Origin of the sequence: Variovorax flavidus (genome assembly GCF_030317145.1) — a bacterium.
GTDB classification, from domain to species: domain Bacteria; phylum Pseudomonadota; class Gammaproteobacteria; order Burkholderiales; family Burkholderiaceae_C; genus Variovorax; species Variovorax flavidus.
This window is the reverse complement of record NZ_JASZYE010000004.1, coordinates 27,740-53,213: the sequence shown is the minus strand read 5'-3', so window position 1 is coordinate 53,213 and position 25,474 is coordinate 27,740. Positions and strand designations below refer to the sequence as shown.

The following is a 25,474-nucleotide window of genomic DNA, read 5'->3' as shown; positions in this document are numbered from 1 at the left end:
CCTAGCTCAGGACTTCTGACGCGCCTCGACGTCGATCGTCGATTTGTCAGCGGTGGTGTTGCCCGTGACCTGAGCGTTCGGACCGGCCGGCGTCTCGGGCGCCGCGCCGTCTTTCATGCCGTCCTTGAAACCCTTGACGGCGCCGCCGAGGTCGGAACCCATGTTGCGGAGCTTCTTGGTGCCGAAAATCATCACGACGACGAGCAGCACGATCAGCCAGTGCCAGATGGAAAGTGAACCCATGGATTACTCCTGAAGAATGTGAACGATTTTAGTCGGCGGAATTGACCGGCCGAAAACGATGGCTATCTGTTTTCCCGAACGTCCACAACCTGGGAACACCGTGGATCCGGCTGGGCCGGTCCATCGGTGTTGCCCCCGGCGGGGATCGGCGAAGCCACACGAAGTGCGCGAAGACTGGGGTCACCCCTTCAACCAGGGCCGCGGGCCACCCATGACGTGCACGTGGAGATGGTGGACTTCCTGCCCGCCCTCCGCGCCTGTATTCACGACGATGCGGAAGCCGCCGGCGGGATAGGGCCTGCAACCCTGCTCGACTGCCAGCTTGGGCGCCAGCGTCATGATCCTTCCCAGCAACGCCGCATCATCGGCAGTGACCTGCGCCATCGACGGAATGTGGCGCTTCGGCACGATCATGAAGTGGATCGGGGCCCAAGGCGCGATGTCATGGAACACGAACAGCTCGTCGTCCTCGTATACCTTGCGCGAGGGAATCTTCCCTTCGATGATCTTGCAGAAAACGCAGTTCGGGTCAGATGACATTGGAAGGCTCCATGGACCGGCCCGCATTCATGCGCACCATCCCCTTGACGATGCGGTAGAGGAACCAGAGGGAAATCAGCGCCCAGGCGATCCAGCCCGGCACGAGAAACAGCAACCACAGCCACGAGGTCAGCACGTATAGCACGCCTGCCCACAGCACCGACCGGATGCGCCAGCTGAAATGCGAGGCCTGCCAGGTGCCCGCCGCATCGTCGCGCTTGACCAGGTCGATCACCAGCGCGATCAGCAGCAGCCCGATGGACGCCTGCGCGCCCGGCAGCACGGCGCCCACGGCCACCACCAGATGCAGGATATAGCTGACCCAGCCCCAGGTCTTCAGCGAGTCGTCGGGTTCGACCGTCACGATGTCGTTGGGCATGGCGCGTCCTCTCAGTCGTTGGAAGCTTCGCGATCCTGCGCCTTGCGCAGGGCTTTTTCCTCGATACCGCTGGTGCCTTCGCGGCGCTCGAGTTCCGCCACCACGTCGCGAGGCGAAAAGCCGTAGTGGGCAAGCGCCACCATGCTGTGGAACCACAGATCGGCCACTTCGTTCACCAGCTTCGCGCGGTCGCCGCCGTGATCCGCATCCTTCGCGGCCATCACGACTTCGGTGGCTTCCTCGCCGATCTTCTTGAGAAAGGCATCCGGGCCGCGATGCAGCAGGCGCGCGACGTAACTCTTGTCGGGATCGCCGCCGTGCGCGGGCAGCCGGCTTTCGATCACGGCGGCCAGACGCGCCAGCGCGTCCTCCGCGTTGCGTTCGGGAGTACTCATCTTGGGGACGATGTGTAGATCGATGCGGGGTCTTTCAAGACCGGCTCGGTCACGGTCCATTGGCCGTTCTCGTACTTGCTGAAAAAGCAGCTGTGACGGCCCGTGTGACAGGCAATGCCCGGCTCATGGCCAAGCTGCGTGACCTTGAGAAGCACGACGTCGTTGTCGCAGTCGAGTCGGATTTCGTGCACGGTCTGGACGTGGCCGGACTCCTCGCCCTTGAACCACAGCTTGCCGCGCGACCTGCTGAAATACACGGCGCGGCCGATTTCAGCGGTCTTCGCGAGCGCTTCGCGGTTCATCCAGGCAAACATCAACACGTCGTTGCTGCCCTGTTCCTGCGCGATCACCGGCACCAGGCCGTTCGCGTCCCATTTCACTTCTTCCAGCCAGTTCATCGGGCTATTGTCGGTCACAGACGGACCGGAATGCCGCGGGCGGCCATGCGCTGCTTGGCTTCGCCGACGGTGAACTCGCCATAGTGGAAGATGCTGGCCGCCAGCACGGCATCGGCGCCGCCGGCCTGGATGCCATCCGCCAGATGCTCCAGGCTGCCGACGCCACCCGAGGCGATCACGGGCACGCTGACGGCGTCGCTCACGGCGCGCGTGAGTTCCAGGTCGAAGCCGCTCTTGGTGCCGTCGCGGTCCATGCTGGTCAAAAGGATCTCGCCAGCGCCGCGGCGCGCCATCTCGACGGCCCATTGCACAGCATCGAGGCCTGTGTTCTTTCTACCGCCGTGGCTGTAGACGTCCCAACCCGGGCCGCGCGTGGCCGCGTCCTCGACGCTGCGCCGCTTGGCGTCGATGGCCACCACGATGCACTGCGCGCCGTACTTGCGCGACGCATCCTCGATCACCTGGGGATCGGCGATCGCGGCGGAATTGAAGCTGGTCTTGTCCGCCCCGGCGTTGAGCAGGCGGCGCACGTCTGCGACCGTCCGCACGCCCCCGCCCACGGTCAGGGGAATGAACACCTGCGACGCCACCGCTTCGATGATGGGCAGGATCAGGTCGCGCCCGTCGCTGGTCGCGGTGATGTCCAGGAAGGTCAGTTCGTCGGCGCCTTGCGCGTTGTAGCGCGCCGCGATCTCGACCGGGTCGCCGGCATCGCGCAATTCGACGAAATTGACGCCCTTGACGACGCGGCCGCCGGTGACGTCAAGGCAGGGGATGATGCGTTTGGCAAGCATGGATTCGTTCAGACAGGGATTCAAAGGACGTGAAGTTGCTGCCAGCCTTGCCATTGGGCACCAGGCGCGAGCAGGACAGGCTCGTCGATGCGCGCAGCCTCGACGCAGAGCATTTGGCGCCAGCCGTCATCGGGCAGATCCTCGAGCTTGGCGCTCAGCGCAGGGCCCGGGTTCCACACGACGGTTTCGCTGCAGCTCGCGCTTTGCGAGATTTCGAGCGTGCCCGACGGCTGCACGAGCCGCAGCGGCTTGGCAGGCGCGGCGTAGACGCTGTCGAATTCGGTGCCGAAGCCCAGCGAGGGCGCCAGCTCGACATGGCGGTCGTCGCGCACCGCATCCCACCGGTTGGCTCCTTGCAGGCCTTCGAGTCGGGCTTGCGTGACGTCGTCCACCCGCAAGTAACTGTGCAGGGCGGCGGCGAACGACCAGGGTCCGCTGCCGGAGTTGTCGATCGTCAGGGCAATGCGCAGCATGTGCGGCGCCAGCGTGACGGCCAGCCGGGCATGGAATGCATGCGGCCAGATCGCCCGCGTGGCGTCGTTGGACTGGAGCGAGAGGACCGCGGTCCGGCGCTTGCCGTCGCCCTCCTCCGACTCGGCCTGCCAAGCCAGGTTGCGGACGAAACCGTGCTTGGGCAAGGGTCCGCGCATGTTGAACTGCGGCCAGCAGATCGGCACACCGCCGCGGATGGCGCTTTGGCCATCGAAGCGCGCATCGGGGCTCAGGTAGAGCCGCTCCACGCCGTCGGCCGTGGTCCAGGACAGCACGTGGGCGCCATGCAGGGCCACAGTGCAGCTATCGCCGCCGGGCAGGGCGAGACGCACTGCCGGCTGGCCGCGGTAGGCGAAGGCTTGGAGAGACATGACCCGATTCTAGGTTTGGCCCGCATGCTCCGGATCGGCGTCCGGAGATGCGGGCGCTCGTTGGCATTGCAGCCGGCGCCTATTTGGCTTGAAATCGCATCAGCAGACGGTTGCCGGATGCGGCTGTCGGCCAGAAAGACTCTCTCCAGAACTCACGCGCAAGGAGCTCCCATGAGAAGGAAACTGCCGCCAGCGGCCTGGATTCTGATCGCGATGGTGATCGGGATCATTCTGGGCTACATGGTCTTCGTCAACTTCCCGGACAAGAAATCCGCTGCGGAGATCGCGGGCTACATCTCGATCATGTCGGACGTGTTCCTGCGCCTGATCAAGATGCTGATCGGGCCGCTGGTCTTCTCCACCCTGGTCGTCGGCATCGCCCACATGGGCGACGCCTCCGCGGTCGGGCGGGTGTTCGGCAAGGCGCTGGGGTGGTTCATCACGGCATCGCTGGTCTCTCTCATCCTCGGCCTGATCATGGCCAACCTGCTGCAGCCCGGCCACAACCTGGGGCTGCCGTTGCCGGACATCGGGTCTTCGGCGAACCTCGCGACCTCGAAGTTCACCCTCAAGGATTTCGTCGGCCACGTGGTTCCCAAGTCCTTCGTCGAGGCCATGGCCAACAACGAGATCCTGCAGATCGTGGTGTTCTCGATGTTCTTCGGCGTCGCGCTCGCCTCACTCGGCGAAAAGGGCAAGACGCTGGTCGCTTCCATCGACGAACTCTCGCACGCGATGCTCAAGATCACGGGCTATGTGATGAAGCTCGCTCCGCTGGCGGTGATGGCCGCCATGGCTGCCACGGTGGCAACCAACGGCCTGCAGATCCTGCTCAAGTTCGCAGTCTTCATGGGCGGGTTCTACCTCAGTCTGTTCATCCTCTGGGCTGTGCTCGCATTTGCGGGCTTCGTCTTCCTGGGGCCGCGCATCGTGAAGCTGCTCAAGCTCATCCGGGAGCCCTTCCTGCTGTCCTTTGCCACGGCGAGCTCGGAGGCCGCCTACCCGAAGATCCTGATCGCGCTCGACCGTTTCGGCGTCAAGCGCAAGATTTCCAGCTTCGTGATGCCGATGGGTTATTCCTTCAACCTCGACGGCTCCATGATGTATTGCACCTTCGCCGTGCTGTTCATTGCCCAGGCCTACGACATCCCGCTGTCGATCGGCACCCAGATCACCATGCTGCTGATCCTCATGCTGACGTCGAAGGGCATGGCCGGCGTTCCCCGCGCCTCACTGGTGGTGATTGCCGCCACGCTGAACCAGTTCAACATCCCCGAGGCGGGCCTGCTGCTGATTCTGGGCGTGGACACCTTCCTGGACATGGGCCGCTCGGCGACCAACGCGGTGGGCAATTCCATCGCCACGGCGGTAGTCGCCAAGTGGGAAGGCGAGCTCCTCACCGAAAGCGAGGCCGAGGCGAACGCCCGGTCGATGGACGCCGAACTGGCGGCCACCCTCGCCCATCCTGCACACGCCTGAGGCTGACATGAAGCGCGCGCAGAAGCTGTCGATGGCCGCGGCGCTGCTTGGCGGCCTCCTGTGCCTGTCGCCGGAAGCAATGGCCCAGACAGAGCCGATCCCGGCCGCTCCGGCGGAGCTGACCGGCACGCTGGCCAAGGTGCGTGAGTCGGGGACGGTCACCATCGGCTACCGGGAATCCTCGGTGCCCTTCTCCTACCTGTCCGCACGCAACGAGCCCATCGGCTATTCGATCGAGCTGTGCAAGGCGGTGGTCGAGGCGATGAGCGACGCGGTGCACAAGTCGCTCACGACGAAATGGGTGCCGGTGACCTCCGAGTCGCGCATCGACGCAGTGGCGAACGGTCAGGTCGACCTCGAGTGCGGCTCGACCACGAACAACCTGGAACGCCAGAAGCGCGTCAGCTTCTCGCCGACGATGTTCGTGTCGGGCACGAAGTTGCTGGTCAAGAAGGGCTCGCCGATCCAGTCGTTTACCGATCTGGTGGGCAAGAACGTGGCTGTGACCAGCGGAACCACCAACGAGAAGACGATGCGCGACCTCTCGACCCGCTTCAAGCTTGGCCTGAACCTTCTGGTGTCGCGCGACCACGCCGAGTCATTTGCACTGGTGAAGTCCGGCAAGGCCGACGCCTTCGCGACCGATGACGTGCTGCTGTACGGTCTGATCGCACAGGACCGCGGCACGGCGCAGGGCCCGAGCGACTACTACGTGGTCGGCGACTTTCTTTCGTACGACCCCTACGGCGTGATGTTCCGGAAGAACGATCCGCAGATGGCGACGGTCGTCAACAACACCTTCCACGATCTGGCCGAGGATGGCGAGATCGAGCGCCAGTACAAGCGCTGGTTCTTGCGCAAGCTCCCGTCAGGGACCAGCATCAACCTGCCGATGAGCCCTCAACTGGAGACGATCATCCAGACGATGGCCGTCAAGTCTGAATGACCCCCGTTGCTTGCTCACTTCGTGTAGCCGCCTTCCCCCTGGAGGGGGCGACAACGGCGGCCCGGCAAAGCCGGCTCCGCGGTGTCTCTGGATTTGCGCTGCGGGGCCCGAGGCGTCAGGCGGCGTCGGCCAGTTCGTCGGCGCGGGCCTGTGCTGCGGCGAAGTCCAGGTCGCCCGAGTAGATCGCGCGGCCGCAGATCACGCCTTCCACGCCGTCGGGTTCGACGGCGCACAGCTTGTCGATGTCGGCCATGTTCGAAAGACCGCCCGATGCAATCACCGGAATGGTCAGCGCCTGGGCCAGCCTGACCGTGGCCTCGATATTGATGCCGGACAGCATGCCGTCGCGCCCGATATCGGTGTAGATGATCGACTCGACACCGTAGTCCTCGAACTTCTTGCCGAGGTCGGCGACTTCGTGACCGGTCAGTTTGCTCCAGCCGTCGGTCGCTACCTTGCCGTCCTTGGCATCCAGCCCCACGATGATGTGGCCGCCAAAGGCGCTGCAGGCGTCCTTCAGGAAGCCGGGATTCTTGACCGCGGCGGTGCCGATGATCACGTAGCGCAGGCCGTCATCGATATAGCGCTCGATGGTGTCCAGATCGCGGATGCCGCCGCCGAGCTGCACCGGAATGTCGTCGCCGACCTCCCTCAGGATCGCCTTGATCGCTGCATGGTTCTGCGGCTTCCCGGCGAAAGCGCCGTTGAGGTCGACCAGATGCAGCCGCCGCGCGCCGGCTTCGAGCCACTTGCGCGCCATCGCGGCCGGGTCTTCGCTGAAAGTGGTGGACTGGTCCATGTCGCCTTGCTTGAGGCGAACGCAGTGGCCATCCTTGAGGTCGATCGCAGGAATGAGGAGCATGGTGCGGGATTGCGTGGAACGAACGATGAAATCGCTGGGGGATCGTGCGGACGAGCGGAATTGGTGGCGAAACGCGCGATCGTACTCAGAATCCGGCCGGCGCCGCAGGCACGGGCGCGAGCCGCACGGTCGATGCGTTCAAGGTGTCAGGGATTCCAGTGGAGGAAATTTCGATAGAGCTGCAACCCGTGGTCCGCACTCTTCTCCGGGTGGAACTGGGTAGCAAAAATATTATCGCGTGCGACGGCGGCGGTAAAGCGCTCGCCGTACTCGGCTTCGCCCGCACTGTGGCTGGCGTCGGTCGGCCGGGCGTAGAAGCTATGGACGAAGTAGAAGTAGCTCTGGTCGGGAACGCTCGCCCAGACCGGGTGCGGCCGCACCTGCCGGACCTGGTTCCAGCCCATTTGCGGCACCTTGTAGCGGCTGCCGTCCGGCTGCGTGCGGCCCGCCAGTTCGAACTTGCGCACATTGCCGGGAATCAGGCCCAGGCCGTCGGTCGGCCCCTCGTCGCTGTGGGACAAGAGCATCTGCATGCCCACGCAGACGCCGAACAGGGGTTTGCTCGCAGCCGCCTCGAGCACGGTCTCCAGAAGCCCCGAATCGCGCAGTTCGCGCATGCAGTCGGGCATGGCGCCCTGCCCCGGCAGCACCACGCGGGTGGCCCGGCGCACGACGTCCGGGTCGGAGGTGACGAACACTTCCACCCCGACCTGGTCGGCCGCATGCTGCACGGCCTGCGAGACGGATCGCAGGTTGCCCATGCCGTAGTCGACGACGGCAACAGTATTGCTTGTCAGAGCGAACCCTTCGTGGACGGAATGACGCCCGCCGAGCGCGGATCCAGCTCCAGTGCCGCACGCAGCGCCCGGGCAAAGGCCTTGAAGACCGTCTCGCACTGGTGGTGCGCGTTGACGCCCTTGAGATTGTCGATATGGAGCGTCACGAACGCGTGGTTGACGAAGCCCTGGAAGAACTCATAGGTGAGCTGGCTGTCGAAGGTGCCGATCATGCCGCTCGTGAAGGGCACATCCATCACCAGGCCGGGACGGCCGGAAAAGTCGATCACGACGCGGCTCAGGGCCTCGTCCAGCGGCACGTAGGCATGGCCGTAGCGGCGGATGCCCTTCTTGTCGCCAACGGCCTTGGCGACCGCCTGCCCCAGCGTGATGCCGACGTCTTCCACCGTATGGTGGCCGTCGATGTGCAGGTCGCCCTTGCAATCGATGTCGAGGTCGATCAGCCCGTGGCGGGCGATCTGGTCGAGCATGTGGTCGAAAAAGCCGATGCCGGTCGACAGCTTCGAGCGGCCGGTGCCGTCGAGGTTGACCTCGACCGTGATCTGGGTCTCAGCCGTGTTGCGCGTGACCGCCGCCGTTCGAGCGGAGGCGACGACGACTGCTTCGGGTGCCGTGGGGGTATTCATAGTGAGGCTTCGAGTGCCGCGAGCATCCGCGTGTTCTCGTCGGCGGTTCCGACGGTCAGGCGCAGGCAATTCGCGAGCAGGGAATGCATTTTAGAAACGTTCTTGACCAGCACGCCGGCCGCCTTCATGCCCTCGAAGGTCTTTGTGGCATCGGGAACACGCACCAGGATCATGTTGGCTTCGCTGGGCCAGGCCTTAACGGCGGGCAGGCGCGCCAGCCCTTCGAAGATGCGGGCGCGCTGGCTCCGGATGTCGGCGGCCTGCCGCTCGAACACGTCCGCGTGCTCGAGCGCGAAGAGCGCGCACTCGCAGTTGAGAACGCTGATGTTGTAGGGCGGACGCACCTTGTCGACTTCGGCGATCAAGGCGGCCGGGCCCATCAGGTAGCCCAGCCGGACGCCGGCGAGGCCGAACTTGCTGAGCGTACGCATCAGGAGCACGTGTTCGCGGCGAGCGACGCGGTCGATGTAGCTCCTGCCGGCAAAGGGCTGGTAGGCCTCGTCGATGACGACCAGGCCGCCTTGTGCTCCCTGGGCATCGACGATCTTCTCGATCACGGCGTCGTCCCACAGGTTGGCGGTCGGGTTGTTCGGATAGGCCAGGTAGACGATGGCCGGCTTTTCCTGTGCGATGGCGTCGAGCATGGCGCCTTCGTCGAGCTCGAAGTCGGCCGTCAACGGCACGCCCACGAAGCGGAGGCCTTGCAGTTGCGCACTCATCGCGTACATCACGAAACCGGGGACGGGCGCCAAGATCGCCGCCCCGGGCAGGTCACAGGCCATCGCGAGCAGCGAGATCAGCTCGTCCGAGCCATTGCCAAGCATCAGCGCGAAGCCTTCCGGCATGGCGGCGTGCCGCGCCAGGGCGCGCTGCAGGTCGGCGCCGCGTTCGCCGGGATAGCGGTTCAACGCGAGCGCGCCCAGCCGCTGGCCGAGAACGGCCTGCAGCTCGGGCGGCAAGCCGTAGGGGTTCTCCATGGCGTCGAGCTTGAGCAGGCCGCGCGCATCCTGCACCGCATACGCATGCATGGATTGCACATCGGCGCGGATGCGGCCGAGCGCAACGGGGGTGGCGGTCTTGGAGGTCATTCGGTTCAGGGGTTGCAGCGGTAGCTGTTGCGCAGGGCGGCGGAGAGAACGAGCTGAACCGGCATGTCGGCTTCGTAGCTGTCGGCGTTGCGCGTCAGTTCGGATTGATAGAGGGATCGAGCCATCACCGGCTCGAACTTGCGGCCGTTGATGCAGAAAGGCGGCTTCTGGCCCGCGCGCTGCGCCGCATCGCTGGCTTCGCGCAGGCCTTCCATCACGCCGACCAGGTAGTAGTTGGCGTAGAGCTTGCCGTCTTTTTCATTGGTTTCCAGGGTGCGCAACTCGCGGATTGTCATGGCCTGGGCGCTCGCGGCGCCAGCCAGCGCGGCCAAGGCCAGCAGCCGTCCGAGCCGGTGGAAACGGATTCGCGTCACGGCACCCATCCCGCGCACCCTCAGCGCAATCTCATGCGGGCGGCCTCGGCGTGTGCGGAAAGCCCCTCGCCTTCCGCGAGGGTCACCGCTATGCGGCCGAGCACTTGCGCGCCCGCTTCGCTGACCTCGATGAGGCTCGACCGCTTCTGGAAGTCGTAGACGCCCAGCGGCGAGCTGAAGCGCGCCGTCCCGCTCGTGGGGAGCACGTGATTGGGGCCGGCGCAGTAGTCGCCCAGGCTCTCGCTGGTGTAGGCGCCCAGGAAGATCGCGCCGGCATGCCTCAGCAACGGCTCCCAGCGGCTTGGCTCGCGACTGCTGACTTCCAGATGCTCGGGCGCGATGCGGTTGCTGATCGCGCAGGCCTCTTCCATGCTGCGGGTATGGATGAGCGCGCCGCGTCCGTTGAGCGAGGCCGCGATGATCTCGGCGCGCGGCATCGAAGGCAGGAGCCGATCGATCTCCTGCTGGACACTCTGGATGTAGTCGGCATCAGGGCACAGCAGGATGCTCTGCGCCAGTTCGTCGTGCTCGGCCTGGCTGAACAGGTCCATCGCCACCCACTCCGGCGGCGTCGAGCCGTCGGCCAGCACCAGGATCTCGCTCGGGCCGGCGATCATGTCGATGCCGACGGTGCCGAACACACGGCGCTTGGCAGCGGCCACGTAGGCATTCCCGGGGCCGGTGATCTTGTCGACGGCCGGGATGGTCGCCGTGCCATAGGCCAGCGCCGCCACGGCCTGCGCGCCACCGATGGTGAAGGCGCGCGTGACGCCAGCAACGTGCGCGGCCGCCAGCACCAGCGGATTCTTCTCGCCGCCCGGCGTCGGCACGACCATGATGATTTCACCGACTCCCGCCACGTGCGCGGGGATCGCGTTCATGAGCACGCTGGACGGATAGGCCGCCTTGCCGCCCGGCACGTAGATGCCGACACGGTCGAGCGGCGTGACTTTCTGGCCCAGCAGGGTGCCGTCGTCGTCACGGTAGCTCCAGCTTTCGCCGCTCGCCTTCCTTTGCGCCTCGTGATAGGTGCGCACCCGGCGAGCAGCCGCTTCGAGCGCGTCGCGCTGCGCGGCGGGCAGCGACTCGAAGGCGGCGCGCAGTTCGACAGCCGTGAGTTCGAGCGCCTCCATGCCGGCCACGTCGAGCCGGTCGAAGCGGCGGGTGTACTCCAGCACCGCCTCGTCGCCGCGGCGCTGCACGTCCGCCAGGATGTCGGCCACCACCTGCTCGATCGCCGCATCTGCCTCGGCAGACCAATGCAGGCGCGCCTTGAAATCGGCCTCGAAACTGGCCGAAGTGGTCGAGAGAAGGACGGGAGCAGCTTTCTGTTTCATGGCAATGGCCGGATCACGTGGAAGGAATGGCCGAAGAGAAGGCGTCGACGATGTGCCGAATTGCCTCGCGCTTGAGCTTGAGCGCGGCCTGGTTGACCACCAGGCGCGCGCTGATGTCCATGATGCGTTCGACTTCGACGAGGTGGTTGGCCTTCAGGGTGTTGCCGGTCGAAACCAGGTCGACGATCGCATCCGCCAGGCCCGTGAGCGGCGCAAGTTCCATGCTGCCGTAGAGCTTGATCAAGTCGACGTGCACACCCTTGCTGGCGAAGAAATCGCGCGCCAGCCCGACGTACTTGGTCGCGACCTTGATTCGCGAACCCTGCTTGACAGCCGAGGCGTAGTCGTAGTCGGCACGCACCGCCACGCTGAGGCGGCAGGCCGCGATGCGAAGGTCGAGCGGCTGATAGAGGCCCTGGTTGCCATGCTCGAGCAGAACGTCGAGCCCGGTCACACCCAGGTCGGCACCGCCGTATTGCACGTAGGTGGGCACGTCCGAGGCGCGGACCAGCACCACGCGCACGTCGGGCTTGGTGGTCGCCAGGATCAGCTTGCGGGACTTGTCCGGATCCTCCGTGACCTCGATGCCCGCCGCGGCCAACAGGGGCAGCGTTTCCTCGAAAATGCGCCCCTTCGAGAGCGCCAGCGTGATCATGGCTGCACCTCGGCAGGGCCAGCCACGCGCTCGATGTCGGCGCCGAGGCCGCGCAACTTGGCTTCCATGCGGTCGTAGCCGCGGTCGAGGTGATAGATGCGGTCCACCAGCGTCTCGCCGTCGGCCACGAGGCCGGCGATCACGAGGCTCGCCGAGGCGCGCAGGTCCGTCGCCATCACGGTCGCACCCGAAAGCTGCGAAACGCCTTCGATCACTGCCACCTTGCCGTCGGTCTGGATGCGGGCGCCCAGCCGAAGCATCTCGTCGACATGCATGAAGCGGTTCTCGAAGATGGTCTCGGTCACGGTCGAGGTGCCTTCGGAGATCACGTTGAGCGCCATGAACTGCGCCTGCATATCCGTCGGAAAGCCTGGGTACTCCGTGGTGCGGAAGCCCTGCGCCTTGAGGCGGCCCTCGCTCTGGACACGGATGCCCCCATCCACCGTCGCCACGCTCGCGCCCGCGGCGCGCAGTTTCTCGATGACGGCGTCCAGATGGTCGGCCCGTCCGTGCTTCAGCACGACATCGCCGCCCGTAGCCGCCACGGCGCACAGGAAGGTGCCCGCCTCGATCCGATCGGCCACCACCTGGTGCGTGCAGCCGTTCAGCTTCTCCACGCCCTGGATGCGGATACGGCTGGTGCCGTGCCCCTCGATCTTCGCGCCCATGGCGATCAGCATTTCGGCCAGGTCGGCGATTTCGGGCTCCTGAGCGGCGTTTTCCAGCACCGTCTCGCCTTCTGCCAGCGCGGCGGCCATGAGGAAGTTCTCGGTGCCGGTGACGGTGACCATGTCGGTCGTGATGCGGGCGCCATGCAGCCGTTGGCGCCCCCCGGCAATGCTGGCCACCATGTAGCCGTGCTCGACCACGATATCGGCGCCCATGGCCTGCAGGCCCTTGATGTGCTGGTCGACCGGCCGCGAACCGATGGCACAGCCGCCCGGCAGGGAGACCTTGGCCTTGCCGAAACGGGCCAGCAGCGGGCCCAGCGCCAACACCGAAGCGCGCATCGTCTTGACCAGCTCATAGGGTGCCTCGGGCACCTCCAGCGTGCGCGCATTGATGCGCACGGTGCCGTTATCGTCGCGATCCGCGGTGACGCCCATGTTGTGGACCAGCTTGAGCATGGTTGCCACATCCTTCAGGCGCGGCACGTTGTGCAGCGTGACGGGTTGGTCGGTCAGCAGCGCCGCGCAAAGCTCGGGCAATGCGGCGTTCTTGGCGCCGGAAATGAGTACCTCGCCGCGAAGCTTGCGCCCGCCGCGAATCAGAAGTTTGTCCATGAGAAATCCAGCGGAGGTCTAGCGGGAGGGCGAAGAATTCTGGTCCGCCCATTCGGCGGGCGTGAAGGTTTTCATCGAGAGCGCGTGCACCTCGTCGGTGTGCATTTTGGCACCCAGGGTGGCGTAGACGCGCTGATGTCGCTGGATGGCGCGCTTGCCCTCGAACTCCGCGGAGACGATGGTGGCGTACCAGTGGCGGCCATCGCCCTCGAGTGCGATGTGCTCGCAGGGCATGCCCGCCTCGATGATGGATTTGAGTTCTTCAGCAGTCATAGCAAGGTTTATCCGCGGATTTTGTAGCCGATGCGGAGCAAATGAACCGCGATGGCGCTCACCACCAGCCAGGCGCTGCCGACGATCGCAAAGCTCGTCCACGGCGAGACGTCACTGACGCCGAAGAAGCCGTAACGGAAGCCGTCGATCATGTAGAAGAACGGGTTCAGGTGGCTGACCTTCTGCCAGAAAGGCGGCAGCGAGCCGATGGAATAGAACACGCCCGACAGGAAGGTCATCGGCATGATCAGGAAGTTCTGGAACACCGCCATCTGGTCGAACTTCTCGGCCCAGAGCCCTGCGATGAGCCCCAGCGTGCCAAGGATGGCCGCGCCCAGGAACGCAAAAACGATGATCCACAAGGGCGCCACGAAGCCCGGCATGGCGAACAGCGAGGTGACGACGAACACGCCCAGGCCGACGGCGAGTCCGCGCACGATGGACGAGCCAACATAGGCGAAGAACCAGCCCCAGTGCGACAGGGGCGTCAGCAGCACGAACACCAGGCTGCCCATGATCTTGCTCTGGATGATCGACGACGAGCTGTTGGCGAACGCGTTCTGCAGCACGCTCATCATCACGAGGCCGGGCACGAGGAAAGCGGTATAGCTGACTGTGCCGAAGACCTTGACGTGAGCTTCGAGCACGTGGCCGAACACCATCAGGTAGAGCAAGGCCGTCAGGACGGGAGCGCCCACGGTCTGGAAGCCGACCTTCCAGAAGCGCAGCGTTTCCTTGTAGAGCAGCGCACGCCAGCCCAATGCATTGATCATCATCGGGCAACCTCCAGCGGTGTTTGCTCACCCGCCATCAAGTCGATGAAGACATCCTCCAGATCGGCCTTGCGCATCTCGACGTCCTCGACGTCCAGGCCCGCTTCGCGGATGGCGGCAAGAAGCTGCTCGACCTCGTGCGCGTTCTGCGCGGGCAGTTGCACGATGCGGCCGGTGATGCGCGCATGCTGCGCGATCGCCCAGGGCAGCATGCCATCGGTCTTGAAGCGCAGTACGTTGCTGGCCGCAGAACGGAGCAATTCGCTCGTGCGGTCCAGCGCGATCACGCGCCCCTGCTTGAGCATCGCGATGCGGTGGCACAGCGCCTCGGCTTCTTCCAGGTAGTGCGTGGTCAGCAACACGGTGCTGCCTTGCTTGTTCAGCTTGGCCACGAACTGCCACAAGGTCTGGCGCAACTCGACGTCGACGCCGGCCGTCGGCTCGTCCAGCACGATGACGGGCGGCTTGTGCACCAGCGCCTGCGCGACGAGAACGCGGCGCTTCATGCCGCCGGAGAGCTGGCGCATATTGGCGCCGGCCTTGTCGGCGAGGCCCAGGCTGTGCAGCAATTCGTCGATCCAGGCGTCGTTGTTCTTGATGCCGAAGTAGCCCGACTGGATGCGCAACGCCTCGCGAACGTTGAAGAACGGATCGAAAACAAGCTCCTGGGGCACTACGCCAAGCTGTCTGCGCGCCTTGGCGTACTCTTTTTGAACGTCGAAGCCATGGACGCTGATCGAGCCCGCACTGGGGCGCGACAGGCCCGCAAGCATGCTGATCAGGGTGGTCTTGCCGGCGCCGTTGGGTCCGAGGAGACCGAAGAACTCGCCTTCCTCGATCTGGAAGCTCACCTCGTCGACCGCTCGCAGGCCCGGTTTTCCCTGGGCCCGTTGCTGGCGTGAGGCAGGATAGGTCTTGGAGACCGATTGGAAGGAGATCGCGGGCATGGGAACCCTCGATTTTACGGGGCTGGTGTTTTTGTCAGGGCGCGGCGGGCAAAAGGCCTGCCACGCCGTACAGCGAAGCAAGCTCCCGCAGGCGCGGCGGCAAGCCCTTCACGGCGAATCCTCGGCCCATCGCGCTCGACTCGCGCCGGCACTCGAGCAGCACCGCCAGCGCCGAGGAATCGAACTGAACCAGCGCGCTGGCGTCGACCACTGTGGAAGTGTCCGTCTGCCCGGCAAGCCCCTGCTGGAGCATGTAGACGCAGGCGGGCGCCTCGTCGTGCGTCAACTTCGGCGGCAGCACCAGCATCCGGTCAGCTCTTGCCGTTCGACTTGTTCCGGGCTGCCAGCGCTGCGATCAGGCCGTCGATGCCCTTGCTGTTGATCTGCTGTGCGAACTGCGTGCGGTAGGTGTCGACCAGCCAGACGCCCAGCACATTGATGTTGTAGATCTTCCAGCCGGCTGCTTCGCCCGGCGTTCTTTCGAGCCGGTAGTCGAGTTGCACCGGGTCGCCGCCGCCCCGGACTTCGGTACGGACGAGGACTTCCTTGTCGTCGAGCGAACCGCGGAACGGACGCACACTCACGGTCTGGTCGCTCACCTGGTCCAGCGCGCCCGCATAAGTGCGCACGAGCAAGGTCTTGAACTCTTCCTCCAGGCGCTTCTGTTGCTCGGGCGTGGCCTGGCGCCAGGCCGGGCCCACGGCGGATGCCGTCATGCGCTGGAAGTTCACGTTGGGCATGATCTTGGTGTTGACCAGCACCATGATCTTGTCGACGTCGCCGGCCTTGATCGACTTGTCCGACTTGATGGTTTCCAGCACATCGCTCGAGATGCGCTTGACCAGGGCATCGGGCGTTTCGTCAGCAGCGTGCGCAGGTCGAACGAACGCGACGGCGGCACCGGCGAGCAGGAGCCCGGCGAGCGCAAAGCGGCCCAAGGTGCGGCGTTGAAGAATCTGGTTCATCGAATAATTCCCTTGTATCTGTTCCCGCGTCGGGCAGCTGGAGGGTTGGAGGCTGCCCGATCCACAGGGTTCCACCATACCAAGGTCCGCTGCAACCGAATGCAAAAGCCCCGATGGCTAGTTTCCGTCGTCGGGCAGGTTGCCGTCGTGCACTTCGTTTCGCCTTCTCTGCAGGAAGGCATCGCGCGTGAACGAATATCTGTCGAGGGCGGCATCGTCCAGCAATTGGCTTGCACGCAGGAGGTTCGAGCGGAGGTCCACCAGGCGCAGCGCATACATCGAATTGCGCACCGGAATGTCGTTGACATGGTTCACGAGATCGCCGTTCACGTCCACGATGAGCGCTGCGGCATCGCGCACGGTCGAAGGCCCGAGCAGCGGAAGAACCAGGTACGGCCCGCTCGGCACGCCCCAGCGACCCAGGGTCTGGCCGAAGTCTTCGGAGTGACGGTCAATGCCCGCCTCGGTGGCAATGTCGAGGATGCCGCCGAGCCCGAAGACGGTGTTGACATTCACGCGCATGAAGGTCTGGGCGCTGTCCTGCAGCTTGAGCTGCGCCACGCTGTTGACGAAGCTCCAGACATCCGACAGGTTGCCGAAGAAGTTGTTGACGCCCGCGCGTATCGGCGAAGGCAGCGCACGCTGGTAGACGGTTGCGACCGGCCGCAGGACGGCATCGTCGACGGTGTCGTTGAAGCGTGCCACCTGGCGATTGAGCGGCTCGAAGGGGTCTGCCGGGTTGGCGTTGGGGCCGGTCGCGCACCCGGTCATCAGGATCAGGGTGCTCACGGCCAACGCCCAGCGCAGACCAGCAGCCCTGAACAGCAGGGCGAGAAGAGATCGTGGTTTCATTTCTTGTTGGAGTTACCTGAAGGCGCACTTCCCTCGCCCGCCTTGCTGTAGAGGAACTGACCGATCAGATTCTCCAGCACGACCGCGGACTGCGTTGCCGTGATGACATCGCCGGCCTGGAGGTTCTTGTCGTCGGCGCCCGCCTCGATGCCAATGTACTGCTCGCCGAGCAGGCCGCTGGTCAGGATCTTGAGCGAACTGTCCTTCGGGAAACTGTATCGGCTTTGCAGCGCAAGCGTGACGCTGGCCTGGAAGTTCTTGTCGTCGAATGTGATCGATTCGACACGTCCGACGACCACGCCGGCGCTCTTGACCGCGGTCTGCGGCTTCAACCCACCGATGTTGTCGAAGCGCGCGGTCACCGTGTAGGTCTTCTGGAAGTTCAGGCTCAAGAGGTTGGCCGACTGGAGTGCGAGAAAAAGCAGCGCCGCAGCGCCGATCAGCACGAACAGGCCGACCCAGATGTCATTGTTGGAACGTTGCATGTGTTGCACTCTCCTGATCGAATTTTTCTAGATGCTGAACATCATGGCCGTCAGCAGGAAGTCGAGCCCGAGCACCGCGAGCGAGGCCACGACGACCGTCCGGGTCGTGGCGCGCGACACGCCTTCAGGCGTCGGCTGCGACTCATAGCCTTGCAGCAGCGCGATGAAGGTGACTGTGATGCCGAAGACGATGCTCTTGACGACGCCGTTGCCGACGTCCCGCCAGACATCGACGCCGCCCTGCATTTGCCCCCAGAACGCGCCCGGATCGACGCCCAGCATCAAGACGCCAACCACATAGCCGCCGACCACGCCGACCGCGCTGAACACCGCCGCCAGCAGCGGCATGGTGATCACGCCGGCCCAGAAACGGGGCGCGAGGATGCGTTGTACGGGATCGACCGCCATCATCTCCATGGCGCTCAGCTGCTCGCCAGCCTTCATGAGACCGATCTCCGCCGTCAGCGAAGTGCCGGCACGCCCGGCGAACAGCAGCGCAGCCACCACCGGCCCCAGCTCGCGGACGAGGCTCAGGGCCACCAGCAGGCCGAGCGCTTCGGATGAGCCGTAGCGCTGCAATGTGTAGTAGCCCTGCAGGCCGAGGACGAAGCCCACGAAGAGACCCGACACCGCGATGATCGCGAGCGAGTAGTTGCCGAGGAAATGGATCTGGTCCCGCACCAGCCCGAAACGGCGCAGGCTGTGCGCGCCACGGAATACGAGACGCAGGAAAAGGCGCGCACCCAGGCCGAGATCGGCGAGCTTGCTGCGGACCGCAAAACCGACGTCCGAAGGCTTGTACCAACTCATGCGCGGCCCCCTTCGGCATTGCCGAAGTCGTCCTCGACTCCGACGGCGGGGTAGTGGAAATGCACCGGCCCGTCGGGCAGTGCATTGACAAACTGGTGGACCAGCGGATCCGAACTCTTGCGCACGTCGTCCGGCTTGCCCTGCGCAGCGATGCCGCCATTCGCGAGGATGATCACGTGATCGGCGATCCGGAACGTCTCTTCGAGATCGTGCGAAACGATGATGCTGGTGAGCCCCAGCGTGTCGTTGAGCTGCCGGATCAACCGGGCTGCAGTTCCGAGCGAAATCGGGTCGAGCCCGGCAAAGGGCTCGTCATACATGACGAGATCGGGGTCGAGGGCGATCGCGCGCGCCAGCGCGACGCGGCGCGCCATGCCTCCGGACACCTCGCTCGGCATCAGTTGCCGCGCACCGCGCAGTCCGACCGCATCGAGCTTCATGAGCACGATGTCGCGGATCAGGGCGTCGGGCAGCTGGGTGTGTTCCCGCAACGGGAAGGCGACGTTGTCGAACACGCTCATGTCGGTGAAGAGCGCCCCGAACTGGAACAGCATGCCCATGCGGCGCCTTGCGGCATAGAGCGCATCCGCGCCCAACCGACCGATGTCTTGACCGTCGACGAGCACTTCGCCACGCTGCGCACGCAACTGGCCGCCAATCAGGCGCAGGACCGTGGTCTTCCCGCCGCCTGAAGCCCCCATGAGCGCGGTCACCTTGCCACGCGGCACGGCGAAGGAGACGCCGTCGAGAATCGCGCGCTGGCCATACCCGAAGGTGACATTGCGGAATTCGACGAGGGAAGTGGCGGGAGATGCGTCCATGGAAATGAAAAAGCCGGGGCGCCCTCAGGCATCCCGGCTTGCGGTGACACACAATGATACGGGATGCCCGGCCCCCGCCCGCTTCGGACTGCTCCGAAACGGCGGGCATGCGGGCCGGTGCGCCCTTCCCGGCTTCAACGCGGCAGGTCGCTGAACCCCATCAGGAATTCATCCACCGAGCGCGCCGCCTGGCGTCCTTCGCGGATGGCCCAGACCACCAGCGACTGGCCGCGGCGGATGTCGCCTGCGGCGAACACCTTGGGCACGTTGGTCGCATACCCGCCCACGAATTCGACCGTGGCCTTGGCATTGCCGCGAGCATCCTTCTCGACGCCGAAGGCGTCCAGCACATTGCCGACCGGGCTGACGAAACCCATCGCCAGCAGCACGAGGTCCGCCTTGAGCACTTGCTCGCTGCCCGCGACCTCGACCATCTTGCCGTCCTTCCACTCGACGCGGACGGTCTTCAAGCCGGTGACCTTGCCCTTCTCGCCGATGAATTCCTTGGTCGAGATCGCGAACTCGCGCTCGCAGCCTTCTTCATGGCTGGAACTGGTGCGCAGCTTGTACGGCCAGTAGGGCCAGGTCAGCGGGCGGTTTTCCTCTTCGGGCGGCTGCGGCAGCAGTTCGAATTGCGTGACGCTGGCAGCGCCGTGGCGGTTGCTGGTGCCCACGCAGTCGGAGCCGGTGTCGCCGCCGCCGATCACGATCACGTGCTTGCCGTCGGCGCGCAACTGGCCCTTGACCTTGTCACCCGCGTTGATCTTGTTCTGCTGCGGCAGGAACTCCATCGCGAAATGAATGCCGTCGAGATCCCGGCCAGGAACAGGCAGGTCACGCGACTGCTCGGCGCCGCCGGTCAGCAGCACCGCGTCGAACTCCTTGTCGAGTTGCTCGGGCGTGACGATTTCCTTGGCCCAGTTCGTGACCTTGGAGCCCTTGCCCAGCGGATCCTTGGCCGCGCCGACCATCACGCCGGTGCGGAAGGTCACGCCTTCGGCCTTCATCTGCTCCACGCGGCGATCGATGTGCACCTTCTCCATCTTGAAGTCGGGGATGCCGTAGCGCAGCAGGCCACCGATGCGGTCGTTCTTCTCGAACAGCGTCACGTCGTGGCCGACGCGCGCGAGTTGCTGTGCAGCGGCCATGCCGGCCGGGCCGGAACCGACGACCGCGACCTTCTTGCCGGTCTTGTGCTTGGCCGGACGCGCCGCCACCCAGCCTTCGTCCCATGCGCGGTCGATGATCGCGTGTTCGATCGACTTGATGCCGACCGCATCGTCATTCACGTTTAGCACGCAGGCTGCCTCGCACGGCGCGGGGCAGATGCGGCCGGTGAACTCCGGGAAGTTGTTGGTCGAGTCGAGCACGACGAAGGCGCTCTGCCAGTCGCTGCGATAGACCAGGTCGTTGAAGTCCGGAATGATGTTGTTGACCGGGCAGCCGCTGTTGCAGAACGGCGTGCCGCAGTCCATGCAACGCGCACCCTGCACCTTGGCCTGCGCCTCGTCGAGACCGACGACGAATTCCTTGTAGTGCTTGACCCGCTCCTCGACGGGCTTATAGCCCTCCTCGACGCGCTCATGCTCCATGAAGCCGGTGATTTTTCCCATCGTGCTGTCCTCTGTTCTTTGTCGTTGCGGCTATCAGACGGCTGCCACCGGCTTGGCGGCCGTTGCGGCGTGCGGCTCCATGCCTGCATGTGCGTTGTTCCCGCTGCTGGCGAGCTCGACCTCGCGGTCGTGGATCTCGGCCAGCGCGCGCTTGTATTCGTTCGGGAAGACCTTGACGAACTTCGTGCGGGCCACGGCCCAGGTGTCGAGCAGTTCGCGCGCGCGCTTGCTGCCGGTCCAGCGGTGGTGATCCTCGAGCAACTTCCGGAGTTGCGCCTCGTCGGTCTCGCCGTCGTGCCACACCTTGCGATGCACGCTCGCGGTCTGCTCGGCGGATGTCAGCACCTTGTCGAGCGACACCATCGAGAGATTGCAGCGCGAAGCGAACTGGCCGTCCTCGTCGTAGACGAAGGCGACGCCGCCGCTCATGCCGGCCGCGAAGTTGCGGCCGGTCTTGCCGAGCACCGCCACCGTTCCGCCGGTCATGTATTCGCAGCCGTGGTCACCCGTGCCTTCGACCACTGCGGTGGCGCCCGAGAGACGCACAGCGAAGCGCTCGCCGGCCACGCCGCAAAGGTAGGCCTCGCCGGTGGTCGCACCGTAGAGAGCGGTGTTGCCGACGATGGTGTTGCGAATCGCCTCGCCCCGGAAATCGAGGCTCGGACGCACCACCACGCGGCCACCCGACAGGCCCTTGCCGGTGTAGTCGTTCGCATCGCCGATCAAGTACAGCGTGATGCCGCGCGCCAGGAAGGCGCCGAAGGACTGGCCGCCCGTGCCTTCCAGCTGGATGCGGATCGAGTCGTCAGGCAAGCCTTGCGGATGCACCTTGGTCAACGCGCCCGAGAGCATGGCGCCGACCGAGCGGTTCACATTGCGGGCGACCTCGATGAACTGGACCTTCTCGCCCTTGTCGATGGCCGGACGCGAACGCTCGATCAGCTTGTTGTCCAGGCTCTTCTGCAGGCCGTGGTCCTGGTTCTCGACGTGATAGCGCGGCACGTCGGCCGGAACGTTCGGCTGTGCGAACAGGCGGCTGAAATCAAGGCCGCGCGCCTTCCAGTGCTCGATGCCCTGCTTGGTGTCGAGCAGGTCGGCACGACCGATCAGGTCGTCGAACTTGCGCACGCCCAGCTGGGCCATGATCTGGCGGACTTCCTCGGCAACGAAGAAGAAGTAGTTCACCACGTGCTCGGGCTTGCCCGAGAACTTCTTGCGCAGCACCGGGTCTTGCGTCGCCACGCCCACCGGGCAGGTGTTGAGGTGGCACTTGCGCATCATGATGCAGCCTTCGACCACCAGCGGCGCGGTCGCGAATCCGAACTCGTCGGCGCCGAGCAGCGCGCCGATGGCAACGTCGCGGCCGGTCTTCATCTGGCCATCGGCCTGCACACGGATACGGCCGCGCAGGCGGTTCAGCACCAGGGTCTGCTGGGTTTCGGCCAGGCCGATTTCCCACGGGCTGCCCGCGTGCTTGATCGACGACCAGGGCGAAGCGCCCGTGCCGCCGTCATGGCCGGCGATCACGACGTGGTCGCTCTTGCACTTGGCCACGCCAGCCGCGATCGTGCCGACGCCGACTTCGCTCACCAGCTTCACGCTCACGCTCGCATGCGGCGCGACGTTCTTCAGGTCGTGGATCAGCTGGGCCAGATCCTCGATCGAGTAGATGTCGTGGTGCGGCGGGGGCGAGATCAGGCCCACGCCCGGCACCGAGTAGCGCAACTGGCCGATGTAGTTGGACACCTTGCCGCCGGGCAACTGACCGCCTTCGCCGGGCTTGGCGCCCTGAGCCATCTTGATCTGCAGCTGGTCTGCCGAGGAGAGGTACTCGGCGGTGACGCCGAACCGGCCCGAGGCGACCTGCTTGATCTTCGAGCGCAGCGAATCGCCGTCCTTCAGCGGAAGGTCGACTTCGACGTTGGCTTCGCCGATCACGCTCTTGAGCGTGTCGCCCATCTTGATCGGGATGCCCTTGAGCTCGTTGCGGTAACGGTTCGGATCCTCGCCGCCCTCGCCGGTGTTGCTCTTGCCGCCGATGCGGTTCATGGCGACGGCCAGCGTCGAATGCGCCTCGGTGCTGATGGAGCCGAGCGACATCGCGCCCGTGGCAAAACGCTTGACGATCTCGGTCGCAGGCTCGACCTCGTCCACCGGAATCGCCTTGGCAGGATCGATCTTGAACTCGAACAGGCCGCGCAGCGTGAGATGCCGGCGGTTCTGGTCGTTGATGATCTGCGCGTATTCCTTGTACGTGTTGAAGTTGTTGGCGCGCGTGCTGTGCTGCAGCTTGGCGATCGCATCGGGCGTCCACATGTGCTCTTCGCCACGGGTGCGCCAGGCGTATTCGCCGCCGGCGTCGAGCATGTGCGCGAGCACCGGGTCGTCGCTGAAGGCCGCCTTGTGCATGCGGATCGCTTCCTCGGCGATCTCGAACACGCCGATGCCTTCGACGCGGCTGGCCGTACCGGTGAAGTACTTGCCGACGGTTTCGCTGTTGAGGCCGATGGCCTCGAACAGCTGCGCGCCGCAGTAGCTCATATAAGTACTGACGCCCATCTTCGACATGATCTTGGACAGACCCTTGCCGACCGCCTTGACGTAGTTGTAGATGGCCTTTTCCGCGCTCAGGTCGCCGGACAGGTCCTCGTGCATCGCGGCCAGCGTTTCCATCGCCAGATAAGGATGCACGGCTTCCGCGCCGTAGCCGGCCAGCACGCCGAAGTGGTGGACTTCGCGGGCCGAACCCGTCTCGACGACCAGGCCGGCGGTGGTGCGCAAGCCTTCACGCACCAGGTACTGGTGGATGGCCGAAAGCGCCAGCAGCGCCGGAATCGCCACCTGGGTCGGGCCGACCGCGCGGTCGCTCACGATCAGGATGTTGTGGCCGCCCTTGATGGCATCGACCGCTTCGGCGCACAGCGACGCCAGCTTGGCCTCGACGCCCTCATCGCCCCAGGAGAGCGGATAGGTGATGTCGAGCGTGTAGCTCTTGAACTTGCCTTGCGTGTACTTTCCGATGTCGCGCAGCTTCGCCATGTCGGCGAAGTCGAGGATCGGCTGGCTCACTTCGAGCCGCATCGGCGGGTTGACCTGGTTGATGTCCAGCAGGTTCGGCTTCGGGCCGATGAAGGACACCAGCGACATCACGATCGCTTCGCGGATCGGGTCGATCGGCGGGTTCGTCACCTGCGCGAACAGCTGCTTGAAGTAGTTGTAGAGCGGCTTGTTCTTGTTGGACAGCACGGCCAGCGGGCTGTCGTTGCCCATGGAACCGATGCCCTCTTCGCCGGCGGCAGCCATCGGGCTCATCAGGAACTTGATGTCTTCCTGCGTGTAGCCGAAGGCCTGCTGGCGATCGAGCAGGCTGACCTGGCTCGGCGGCGCCTGCACCGTCTCGGCTTCGACGCTGTCGAGCTTGATGCGCAGGTTTTCGATCCACTGCTTGTAGGGCTTGCTGTTGGCGAGGGTGGCCTTGACCTCCTCGTCGTCGATCATGCGGCCCTGTTCGAGGTCGATCAGGAACATCTTGCCGGGCTGCAGGCGCCACTTGCGCACGATCTTCTGCTCGGGCACGGGCAGCACGCCGGATTCCGAACCCATGATGACGAGGTCGTCGTCCGTCACGCAGTAGCGCGAGGGGCGCAGGCCGTTGCGGTCGAGCGTGGCGCCGATCTGGCGGCCGTCGGTGAAGACGATCGACGCGGGGCCGTCCCACGGCTCCAGCATCGCGGCGTGGTATTCGTAGAAGGCGCGACGGCGAGGATCCATCGTGGCGTGCTGTTCCCACGGCTCGGGAATCATCATCATCACGGCCTGGCTGATCGGGTAGCCGGCCATGGTCAGCAACTCGAGGCAGTTGTCGAAGGTCGCGGTGTCGGACTGGCCCGCAAAGCTGATCGGATACAGCTTCTGCAGGTCGGCACCGAGCACGGGCGAAGACATGACGCCTTCGCGCGCCTTCATCCAGTTGTAGTTGCCCTTGACGGTGTTGATTTCACCGTTGTGCGCGACATAGCGGTACGGGTGGGCCAGCGGCCACTCGGGGAAGGTGTTGGTCGAAAAGCGCTGATGCACCAGGCCCAGAGCCGAAACGCAGCGCTTATCTTGCAAGTCCAGGTAGTAAGTACCAACTTGATCGGCGAGCAGCAGGCCCTTGTAGACGACCGTGCGGCTCGACATGCTCGGAACGTAGTATTCCTTGCTGTGCTTGAGCTTGAGGCGCTGGATGTTGGCGCTGGCGGTCTTGCGGATCACATACAGCTTGCGCTCGAGTGCGTCCTGCACGATCACGTCGTTGCCGCGGCCGATGAAGATCTGGCGAAGCAGAGGCTCCTTGGCGCGCACGTTCGGCGACATGGGCATCTCGCGGTTGACCGGCACGTCGCGCCAGCCCAGCAGGACCTGGCCCTCCGCCTTGATCGCGCGCTCCATCTCCTGCTCGCAGGCCTCGCGGGACGCGTGTTCCTTGGGCAGGAAGATCATGCCGACGCCGTATTCGCCAGGCGGCGGGAGGGTGACCCCCTGTTTCGCCATCTCTTCGCGGTACAGCAGGTCGGGCAGCTGGATCAGGATGCCGGCGCCGTCACCCATGAGCTTGTCAGCGCCCACTGCGCCGCGGTGGTCGAGATTCTCAAGAATCTTGAGGCCCTGCAACACGATGGCGTGGCTCTTTTCGCCCTTGATGTGGGCCACGAAGCCAACGCCGCAGGCGTCGTGCTCGTCGGCAGCAGAATAAAGACCGTGTTCTTGGAGATGCTGGATCTCGGCAGCCGTCGTCATGGGCGTGCTCCTTCAGTTTTCGCAGGGAAAAGGAGCATATTGCTTTGCACAAATAATGCCAAACGGTTTAATTGGGGTCAGATTCAAATTAAAT

Annotated in this window: 28 protein-coding genes; 2 read left to right on the top strand and 26 right to left on the bottom strand. The window is 64.9% G+C overall.

What is annotated here, in order from left to right; translation table 11 throughout:
• Positions 1–6: 6 nt before the first annotated feature.
• The 7 genes from tatA to QTH90_RS20080 form a co-directional block, all read right to left on the bottom strand.
• Entirely contained in the window at positions 7–243 is a 237-nt protein-coding gene (tatA, locus tag QTH90_RS20110) for a Sec-independent protein translocase subunit TatA (protein WP_286567607.1), read from the bottom strand.
• A 180-nt stretch (positions 244–423) separates the two neighbouring features.
• Positions 424–783 carry a histidine triad nucleotide-binding protein gene (locus tag QTH90_RS20105; RefSeq protein ID WP_286666343.1) on the bottom strand — a complete coding sequence of 120 codons (360 nt, stop codon included), beginning with the start codon at positions 781–783 and terminating at the stop codon, positions 424–426.
• The gene (locus tag QTH90_RS20100) at positions 773–1,162 is read right to left on the bottom strand and encodes a DUF4870 family protein (protein WP_286666342.1); all 390 of its coding nucleotides are present in this window, start codon (positions 1,160–1,162) and stop codon (positions 773–775) included. Before QTH90_RS20100 ends, QTH90_RS20105 begins: the two co-directional genes overlap by 11 nt.
• An 11-nt stretch (positions 1,163–1,173) precedes the next feature.
• Positions 1,174–1,557 carry a phosphoribosyl-ATP diphosphatase gene (locus tag QTH90_RS20095; protein WP_286666341.1) on the bottom strand — a complete coding sequence of 128 codons (384 nt, stop codon included), beginning with the start codon at positions 1,555–1,557 and terminating at the stop codon, positions 1,174–1,176.
• Positions 1,554–1,955: a phosphoribosyl-AMP cyclohydrolase gene (gene hisI / locus QTH90_RS20090; RefSeq protein WP_286666340.1), complete on the bottom strand. Its 402-nt coding sequence runs from the start codon at positions 1,953–1,955 to the stop codon at positions 1,554–1,556. Before hisI ends, QTH90_RS20095 begins: the two co-directional genes overlap by 4 nt.
• A gap of 14 nt (positions 1,956–1,969) precedes the next feature.
• The gene (gene hisF, locus QTH90_RS20085) at positions 1,970–2,749 is read right to left on the bottom strand and encodes an imidazole glycerol phosphate synthase subunit HisF (RefSeq protein ID WP_286666339.1); all 780 of its coding nucleotides are present in this window, start codon (positions 2,747–2,749) and stop codon (positions 1,970–1,972) included.
• Between the two features lie 20 nt (positions 2,750–2,769).
• Positions 2,770–3,612, bottom strand: coding sequence for a D-hexose-6-phosphate mutarotase (locus tag QTH90_RS20080; RefSeq protein ID WP_286666338.1), 843 nt, complete (start codon positions 3,610–3,612; stop codon positions 2,770–2,772).
• Between the two features lie 171 nt (positions 3,613–3,783).
• Between QTH90_RS20080 and QTH90_RS20075 the strand changes: the two genes are divergently transcribed.
• Positions 3,784–5,091 carry a dicarboxylate/amino acid:cation symporter gene (locus QTH90_RS20075; protein WP_286666337.1) on the top strand — a complete coding sequence of 436 codons (1,308 nt, stop codon included), beginning with the start codon at positions 3,784–3,786 and terminating at the stop codon, positions 5,089–5,091.
• 7 nt (positions 5,092–5,098) lie between these two features.
• A complete protein-coding gene (locus QTH90_RS20070; RefSeq protein ID WP_444814748.1) occupies positions 5,099–6,037 on the top strand; it encodes an amino acid ABC transporter substrate-binding protein in 939 nt (312 codons plus the stop codon).
• Between the two features lie 115 nt (positions 6,038–6,152).
• Here the strand turns inward: QTH90_RS20070 and hisA are convergent, their stop codons facing one another.
• From hisA to QTH90_RS19975, 19 genes are all read right to left on the bottom strand, one after another.
• Positions 6,153–6,899, bottom strand: coding sequence for a 1-(5-phosphoribosyl)-5-[(5-phosphoribosylamino)methylideneamino]imidazole-4-carboxamide isomerase (gene hisA, locus QTH90_RS20065; protein ID WP_286602172.1), 747 nt, complete (start codon positions 6,897–6,899; stop codon positions 6,153–6,155).
• A 146-nt stretch (positions 6,900–7,045) separates the two neighbouring features.
• Entirely contained in the window at positions 7,046–7,696 is a 651-nt protein-coding gene (hisH, locus tag QTH90_RS20060) for an imidazole glycerol phosphate synthase subunit HisH (RefSeq protein WP_286666641.1), read from the bottom strand.
• Complete coding sequence (gene hisB, locus QTH90_RS20055; RefSeq protein WP_286666336.1) at positions 7,693–8,322, bottom strand: imidazoleglycerol-phosphate dehydratase HisB; 630 nt, start codon at positions 8,320–8,322, stop codon at positions 7,693–7,695. The genes hisH and hisB overlap by 4 nt, the downstream gene beginning before the upstream one ends.
• Positions 8,319–9,410, bottom strand: coding sequence for a histidinol-phosphate transaminase (hisC, locus tag QTH90_RS20050; RefSeq protein ID WP_286666335.1), 1,092 nt, complete (start codon positions 9,408–9,410; stop codon positions 8,319–8,321). The genes hisB and hisC overlap by 4 nt, the downstream gene beginning before the upstream one ends.
• Positions 9,411–9,415: 5 nt before the next feature.
• Positions 9,416–9,784 carry a hypothetical protein gene (locus QTH90_RS20045; RefSeq protein WP_286666334.1) on the bottom strand — a complete coding sequence of 123 codons (369 nt, stop codon included), beginning with the start codon at positions 9,782–9,784 and terminating at the stop codon, positions 9,416–9,418.
• 20 nt (positions 9,785–9,804) lie between these two features.
• The gene (gene hisD / locus QTH90_RS20040) at positions 9,805–11,121 is read right to left on the bottom strand and encodes a histidinol dehydrogenase (protein ID WP_286666333.1); all 1,317 of its coding nucleotides are present in this window, start codon (positions 11,119–11,121) and stop codon (positions 9,805–9,807) included.
• A gap of 13 nt (positions 11,122–11,134) precedes the next feature.
• Positions 11,135–11,776: an ATP phosphoribosyltransferase gene (gene hisG / locus QTH90_RS20035; RefSeq protein WP_286567622.1), complete on the bottom strand. Its 642-nt coding sequence runs from the start codon at positions 11,774–11,776 to the stop codon at positions 11,135–11,137.
• Positions 11,773–13,059 (bottom strand): UDP-N-acetylglucosamine 1-carboxyvinyltransferase, encoded by a 1,287-nt coding sequence (murA, locus tag QTH90_RS20030; RefSeq protein ID WP_286666332.1) that lies wholly within the window; start codon positions 13,057–13,059, stop codon positions 11,773–11,775. Before murA ends, hisG begins: the two co-directional genes overlap by 4 nt.
• A gap of 18 nt (positions 13,060–13,077) precedes the next feature.
• Positions 13,078–13,332 (bottom strand): BolA family protein, encoded by a 255-nt coding sequence (locus tag QTH90_RS20025; protein ID WP_286666331.1) that lies wholly within the window; start codon positions 13,330–13,332, stop codon positions 13,078–13,080.
• Positions 13,333–13,340: 8 nt separating this feature from the next.
• The gene (locus QTH90_RS20020; RefSeq protein ID WP_286666640.1) at positions 13,341–14,105 is read right to left on the bottom strand and encodes an ABC transporter permease; all 765 of its coding nucleotides are present in this window, start codon (positions 14,103–14,105) and stop codon (positions 13,341–13,343) included.
• Positions 14,105–15,052: an ABC transporter ATP-binding protein gene (locus QTH90_RS20015; RefSeq protein ID WP_286666330.1), complete on the bottom strand. Its 948-nt coding sequence runs from the start codon at positions 15,050–15,052 to the stop codon at positions 14,105–14,107. The genes QTH90_RS20020 and QTH90_RS20015 overlap by 1 nt, the downstream gene beginning before the upstream one ends.
• Before the next feature lie 34 nt (positions 15,053–15,086).
• A complete protein-coding gene (locus tag QTH90_RS20010; protein ID WP_286666329.1) occupies positions 15,087–15,359 on the bottom strand; it encodes an STAS domain-containing protein in 273 nt (90 codons plus the stop codon).
• Between the two features lie 4 nt (positions 15,360–15,363).
• The gene (locus QTH90_RS20005; RefSeq protein WP_286666328.1) at positions 15,364–16,017 is read right to left on the bottom strand and encodes an MlaC/ttg2D family ABC transporter substrate-binding protein; all 654 of its coding nucleotides are present in this window, start codon (positions 16,015–16,017) and stop codon (positions 15,364–15,366) included.
• A gap of 117 nt (positions 16,018–16,134) precedes the next feature.
• Positions 16,135–16,869, bottom strand: coding sequence for an MlaA family lipoprotein (locus QTH90_RS20000; RefSeq protein ID WP_444814747.1), 735 nt, complete (start codon positions 16,867–16,869; stop codon positions 16,135–16,137).
• Positions 16,866–17,354, bottom strand: a complete 489-nt coding sequence (mlaD, locus tag QTH90_RS19995; RefSeq protein ID WP_286666327.1) for an outer membrane lipid asymmetry maintenance protein MlaD — start codon at positions 17,352–17,354, stop codon at positions 16,866–16,868. Before mlaD ends, QTH90_RS20000 begins: the two co-directional genes overlap by 4 nt.
• Positions 17,355–17,381: 27 nt before the next feature.
• Complete coding sequence (gene mlaE / locus QTH90_RS19990) at positions 17,382–18,164, bottom strand: lipid asymmetry maintenance ABC transporter permease subunit MlaE (protein WP_286666326.1); 783 nt, start codon at positions 18,162–18,164, stop codon at positions 17,382–17,384.
• Complete coding sequence (locus tag QTH90_RS19985; RefSeq protein ID WP_286666325.1) at positions 18,161–18,985, bottom strand: ABC transporter ATP-binding protein; 825 nt, start codon at positions 18,983–18,985, stop codon at positions 18,161–18,163. The genes mlaE and QTH90_RS19985 overlap by 4 nt, the downstream gene beginning before the upstream one ends.
• A 134-nt stretch (positions 18,986–19,119) precedes the next feature.
• Positions 19,120–20,598 (bottom strand): glutamate synthase subunit beta, encoded by a 1,479-nt coding sequence (locus tag QTH90_RS19980; RefSeq protein WP_286666324.1) that lies wholly within the window; start codon positions 20,596–20,598, stop codon positions 19,120–19,122.
• A 33-nt stretch (positions 20,599–20,631) separates the two neighbouring features.
• Positions 20,632–25,380, bottom strand: coding sequence for a glutamate synthase-related protein (locus QTH90_RS19975; protein WP_286666323.1), 4,749 nt, complete (start codon positions 25,378–25,380; stop codon positions 20,632–20,634).
• Between the last annotated feature and the right edge of the window lie 94 nt (positions 25,381–25,474).

Bases quoted from the DNA above. Each gene is read 5' to 3' on its own strand.
- QTH90_RS19975 (WP_286666323.1), bottom strand. From the start codon at position 25,380: ATGACGACGGCTGCCGAGATCCAGCATCTCCAAGAACACGGTCTTTAT.
- QTH90_RS20000 (WP_444814747.1), bottom strand. From the start codon at position 16,869: ATGAAACCACGATCTCTTCTCGCCCTGCTGTTCAGGGCTGCTGGTCTG.
- QTH90_RS20105 (WP_286666343.1), bottom strand. From the start codon at position 783: ATGTCATCTGACCCGAACTGCGTTTTCTGCAAGATCATCGAAGGGAAG.
- murA (WP_286666332.1), bottom strand. From the start codon at position 13,059: ATGGACAAACTTCTGATTCGCGGCGGGCGCAAGCTTCGCGGCGAGGTA.
- mlaD (WP_286666327.1), bottom strand. From the start codon at position 17,354: ATGCAACGTTCCAACAATGACATCTGGGTCGGCCTGTTCGTGCTGATC.
- QTH90_RS20025 (WP_286666331.1), bottom strand. From the start codon at position 13,332: ATGACTGCTGAAGAACTCAAATCCATCATCGAGGCGGGCATGCCCTGC.
- QTH90_RS19980 (WP_286666324.1), bottom strand. From the start codon at position 20,598: ATGGGAAAAATCACCGGCTTCATGGAGCATGAGCGCGTCGAGGAGGGC.
- mlaE (WP_286666326.1), bottom strand. From the start codon at position 18,164: ATGAGTTGGTACAAGCCTTCGGACGTCGGTTTTGCGGTCCGCAGCAAG.
- hisC (WP_286666335.1), bottom strand. From the start codon at position 9,410: ATGACCTCCAAGACCGCCACCCCCGTTGCGCTCGGCCGCATCCGCGCC.
- hisA (WP_286602172.1), bottom strand. From the start codon at position 6,899: ATGCTCCTCATTCCTGCGATCGACCTCAAGGATGGCCACTGCGTTCGC.
- hisD (WP_286666333.1), bottom strand. From the start codon at position 11,121: ATGAAACAGAAAGCTGCTCCCGTCCTTCTCTCGACCACTTCGGCCAGT.
- QTH90_RS19985 (WP_286666325.1), bottom strand. From the start codon at position 18,985: ATGGACGCATCTCCCGCCACTTCCCTCGTCGAATTCCGCAATGTCACC.
- QTH90_RS20075 (WP_286666337.1), top strand. From the start codon at position 3,784: ATGAGAAGGAAACTGCCGCCAGCGGCCTGGATTCTGATCGCGATGGTG.
- QTH90_RS20005 (WP_286666328.1), bottom strand. From the start codon at position 16,017: ATGAACCAGATTCTTCAACGCCGCACCTTGGGCCGCTTTGCGCTCGCC.
- hisB (WP_286666336.1), bottom strand. From the start codon at position 8,322: ATGAATACCCCCACGGCACCCGAAGCAGTCGTCGTCGCCTCCGCTCGA.
- tatA (WP_286567607.1), bottom strand. From the start codon at position 243: ATGGGTTCACTTTCCATCTGGCACTGGCTGATCGTGCTGCTCGTCGTC.
- hisG (WP_286567622.1), bottom strand. From the start codon at position 11,776: ATGATCACGCTGGCGCTCTCGAAGGGGCGCATTTTCGAGGAAACGCTG.
- QTH90_RS20095 (WP_286666341.1), bottom strand. From the start codon at position 1,557: ATGAGTACTCCCGAACGCAACGCGGAGGACGCGCTGGCGCGTCTGGCC.
- QTH90_RS20100 (WP_286666342.1), bottom strand. From the start codon at position 1,162: ATGCCCAACGACATCGTGACGGTCGAACCCGACGACTCGCTGAAGACC.
- QTH90_RS20080 (WP_286666338.1), bottom strand. From the start codon at position 3,612: ATGTCTCTCCAAGCCTTCGCCTACCGCGGCCAGCCGGCAGTGCGTCTC.
- QTH90_RS20070 (WP_444814748.1), top strand. From the start codon at position 5,099: ATGAAGCGCGCGCAGAAGCTGTCGATGGCCGCGGCGCTGCTTGGCGGC.
- hisF (WP_286666339.1), bottom strand. From the start codon at position 2,749: ATGCTTGCCAAACGCATCATCCCCTGCCTTGACGTCACCGGCGGCCGC.
- QTH90_RS20010 (WP_286666329.1), bottom strand. From the start codon at position 15,359: ATGCTGGTGCTGCCGCCGAAGTTGACGCACGACGAGGCGCCCGCCTGC.
- QTH90_RS20020 (WP_286666640.1), bottom strand. From the start codon at position 14,105: ATGATCAATGCATTGGGCTGGCGTGCGCTGCTCTACAAGGAAACGCTG.
- QTH90_RS20015 (WP_286666330.1), bottom strand. From the start codon at position 15,052: ATGCCCGCGATCTCCTTCCAATCGGTCTCCAAGACCTATCCTGCCTCA.
- hisI (WP_286666340.1), bottom strand. From the start codon at position 1,955: ATGAACTGGCTGGAAGAAGTGAAATGGGACGCGAACGGCCTGGTGCCG.